This window comes from Thermodesulfobacteriota bacterium, from assembly GCA_039028315.1.
Lineage (GTDB): Bacteria > Desulfobacterota_D > UBA1144 > Nemesobacterales > UBA2774 > CR02bin9.
On the sequence record JBCCIH010000193.1, the window covers coordinates 1 to 4,332 of the forward strand.

At 40.9% G+C, this 4,332-nt stretch carries 2 protein-coding genes; both read right to left on the bottom strand.

Going from position 1 to position 4,332, the window contains the following annotated elements; translation table 11 throughout:
- Nucleotides 1-720: hypothetical protein (locus AAF462_10425; protein ID MEM7009537.1), on the bottom strand; the 720-nt coding region annotated here is incomplete at its 3' end.
- 154 nt (nt 721-874) lie between these two features.
- Entirely contained in the window at nt 875-4,312 is a 3,438-nt protein-coding gene (locus AAF462_10430; protein MEM7009538.1) for a hypothetical protein, read from the bottom strand.
- Nucleotides 4,313-4,332: the final 20 nt, after the last annotated feature.

A 4,332-nucleotide genomic window follows, 5' to 3' on the forward strand; every position in this document is an offset into this window, starting at 1 on the left:
CCCATCTGTACCATCGGAGTCGCATCCAAGAGGAATCTTACCGTCAAATACCGGCTCCAATGGACATAGCCCTACCGAAGGCGTACAAGCAGCTGTTTCCCACAATTTATTAAATTCAGTCTGAATTTCTGTGAGTACCGGGTCGATGATATCCGCACCATTGGTTGAGCAGGTAGTGCTGGATCCGTTTAATGCATCAAACTCCTCTTCACTACGATAAGAAATCAGGTCCACTCCGCATACATTAGTTAAGCACTGGCTGTAAGTTCGATTTACATTAGCCTCGCAAGAGCCAGAAAAAGAATCTGAACAATAATCAAGAATTGCTAAAGGGTCAGAAATATTGTCATTAAAACATTCTAAAGAAATGTTCTTACAATCGCGCACTTCCTTTTTGGCTTGTCTTGCACATTGCTTAATGCACTTATTGTCCAAGTCTTGCAGATCGGCAGAGTCATCTGGAGATACATCCATGGATTCGACGTCACTAAACCCGCAGAAAAATCCTGTATCATTCGAAAATCCACAAACCTGATCCACAAAGAATTCGCCATCCATTGAAGCACATTGCTGCTGGGTTATATCATCATCGCATGCACTGGCATTTGCTTGTCGACAACATCCTGTTTGAGAATAACCAATATCAGCGGAAATTAAGAATAGAAAACTAAAAACTAGACCAAAAACTGTTATAGCTGATATATGATTCATTACTTTCATTTAACTCCTCCACTAAGATTATTATGTGCCGCTCATAGAAACCCAGATATATGCACAAATACCGACCGCCAGGTCATTTCTATACTATAGCTTAAATATTAAATACAAGGTCTGGAGGGCTCAAATCCCCATTGCCTGCTCTAACTAACTTAACTTATTGATTAATTCTTCTGTACCCCAATCTTATGGCCACAAACAATAATGAGACGATCAAATATAGAGGAACTTCAGCTCTGGTGCCAGCTTGGGCAAGAGAGCAATTACCGTTCCCACCAGTGCCAACTGGCTTACCGTTTTCTCCAATTAGTTGCCCATCAAGGTTTGTATCCCCAGGCTGGCATATAACATCCAGCACAACACTCAATAAATCTGCTCCTATATTTGAATTTCCTTTATCCCTCGCTGAAACAAATAGTTCATATTCTCCGCAAAACTCAGGCTTGAATGCAACTTTTACATTGTTAAGCCCGTCAGCCCTGATATTGGAAATCAATTCGATATCGAACGCTATATCAGACTCATCGGGATGCCTATCATGAAATAGCACAACTACACCATCAGAACTTGCATCTAATGAGTACACATCAGCATCAATTATCACATCTTCACCCACAAAAACTTGCTCAGGATTTACTGACAAATTGTCAATTAATATTGTAGACTTCTGCTCCTCTTCACTATTTAGTGGAAGCTCCGAAACGTACATCGCATTCTTGTAGAAACCAACATTGTTGGTAAAGGATCTTACTACATCTTGGTCAAATTCTTCTACTGTTACCATCTCCAGTGGGACATCAAGAATAGATTTAAATACCTCTCCCGGGGTGAAATTCGATGAATCTAGGCCATAACCAGGTAATTCCTCGACAAGATTTCCCTCATCGTCTACAGGATAGACAAGTACCCAGAATACCCAATACTTATCAGGCCCCATATCCTCTTCGGCTGTATTGAATGTGGTAGTGACAAGTGTCCAATTAGGAGCGTCACTAGAAGTAAAAGGTGGTATTACCCTCTCGACTATTCTTTCTTCTATCAAGATACTCTCACCCAATGGGACGTTAAGAGTATTGTCCCACTCCATCCTGTAGAAAGCTACATGCACTCTGTCTGAAGGATCTAATGCCGTGAGACTTAAATTGTAAACTCTTGTGCTCAAGTTTATATCGTCGCCCATGTACACAAAGGTCTGTGATGGTCCGATTGGCTCGTCACCTGATTGGATAAATAAACCTCTCATACTGTAGAAAGAATTGACCCATAGTTCATTCTCATTCTCAGCAGGTTTCCTTATAAAAGTACAAAGTAATGCTGCGGAGTTAGCACTTTGCCGTCTACAATAACTGGGCTGCCTGGCCATGCTAGTGGCTACAGTTGGTACCACTTCCCATCTCGTAGGAAAATTCAAGCCAACGTCTGGATACATAAGATAAGGATTTACTCCTCCAGCCTGCCAGAAATTCCCTGAATCGTTTGAAAGCATATTGCCAGTAAACGCCGTGATCAATGGACCAGTGTAAACAATATTTTCTGTTGGTCCTTCAGAGAATAAACTTTGCCAAACACCATTTGGAAATGGCTGTCCTAATATAAAGGAGTTTACAAGGTACCTATATACATCAGGATTCAAGAACTCATCGGGTTTATTTACTTCAATACCTACGGAGTTTGTAGTTGTACTTGTTGTTGTTGTGTTTGTATTTATCGCACGGCTCTGTCCAAATTCAAATCCCACGCTTATTCTTGTGCCTGTTCCAGTGAATTCGGATAGAATTCCAGATCCTACGGCAAGTGAAATACTCTCATTTCCCGAAATCGTCTCTGTAGAACCAGTGGTGCATTCACTTCCTTGACCTTGGTTCCAACTTTTTGTTTGCGTGAACATAGTATTGTCAGTTAAGAACCCTATCTTAGGTTCAGAAAGTACATTTTCAGCGTTACTAGCAAAACGCCGTAATAGCTGATTTCTTGTGGCAGGATATGTAAACATATGACCGGGTTGATGGACTGGTTGGTAGAATTCTGCGGTCCTTCCACTTACTAAGGTGCTAGTAATCTGGTCAGGGGCTGATATCTGATAGAATAAAGGCTCCTTTTCATCTTCCGGACAATTTTCAGAACCATCCCTACAGACGGTTTCACCTAGGACAGGGTAAAAATATATATTCTTTCTACTCTCGGTATAAATGATATTATCGCCAAAACCTGTGACTGTAGAGATAGTATTACTCGTACTCTCGTAACTGCTGTCTACAGTTGATACATCACAGTCATACACCTGATTTGCCGATGCGGCAAAATCGAACTGTACTCCTCCAAATGGAGCAGCCGAAAATTTAGTCCTTGACTCAATAGATTGCTTGAATGAAAAACTCCAGCTTGTATTTTGTGTATTTGAGTACGTAGCAGATGTACTTGTGCCGGTTGAATATGCAGTAGTAAAAGTTGGAGGAATAACACTGAAGTTATTCACAAATGGTTCATCCTGATTAATACCCTGCACATAAGCAGTATGCATGGGTGGTGAGCCGATTATTGCGTTTACTTCAAACCAATTGGAAATACGAGCAACATCTGGGCTTCCAAGACGGGCAGAACGTCCCTGTAAATCTACTGCATGTATAAAGCTTCCCTGCCGGTTAGAATTAGTGTTGAGTCTGAAAAATGAAACTGTATTAGGATCTCTTACATCAAGCGTAGCAATCCTGTTGGGCCTAAAATTACCGTTATCAGGTGAGGATTCGTATATAAACAATTTCATATTAAAGCCATTGAGTCCGGATCTGTTGTCTACTGTACTAGAGAGAAGTGTTGCTATTTGACTCACATTACCATTGGGAGTCTGAGGGATTTGACCAGTAAAATTACCCACAGCTATGCCGTTAAAAGCTGGTAAACCTGCAAGACTGCCACCACCATCGTCACAATCCTCAGTAAGTCTAGGATTTACACGTAATGTAAAATCATCATCACTGAAAGTTACAACTGATAATCCGCAAGTAGTTATCAATAAAAGTCCGGAACCAGAACCAGTTTTAGATCTTCTTAAAGTCGGACTCATTAATAGATCAAATGTATAATATTCAAATAATGTTTGTGTACTCACATTACCTTGTAATCCTATTACAGCCTGCTCCTGAGCAGATGTAGGGTCAAAAAACCCTGAATCAGCATAAAGATTAGATATGTAACCATTTTCACCACCAGCATAAACTACAAACAAGTCATCTCCTGAACTCAAAGATGGATTTGTATTAAAATTGCCGGACGTAAGAGCTGCTGCTTGAAAAGGCTGTCTAGTATTATAGTTGATTCTATTGAAAGCGGGATCAAACATAATGTCTTCTGAGGATAGAGGATTTAATACTATTGAGAAAGCTCCCTCTCCCGCGCAAACATCACTAAATAAAGGGATTGTCTCAAGAGGGCATATGGATGCAAACTTTATTCTGTACCGTCCATCTTGCTCGAGGTCACTGCCAATCCAGGCTATGTCCAGTACATTGTCGCCATTAAAGTCCCCCACCGTAGGTGGGCCAATTGGAATAGCGCTTTGATCAATACTAATTCCAAGGGTGGATGCCAGAATCAAACCCTCCTCAGGATTCTCGG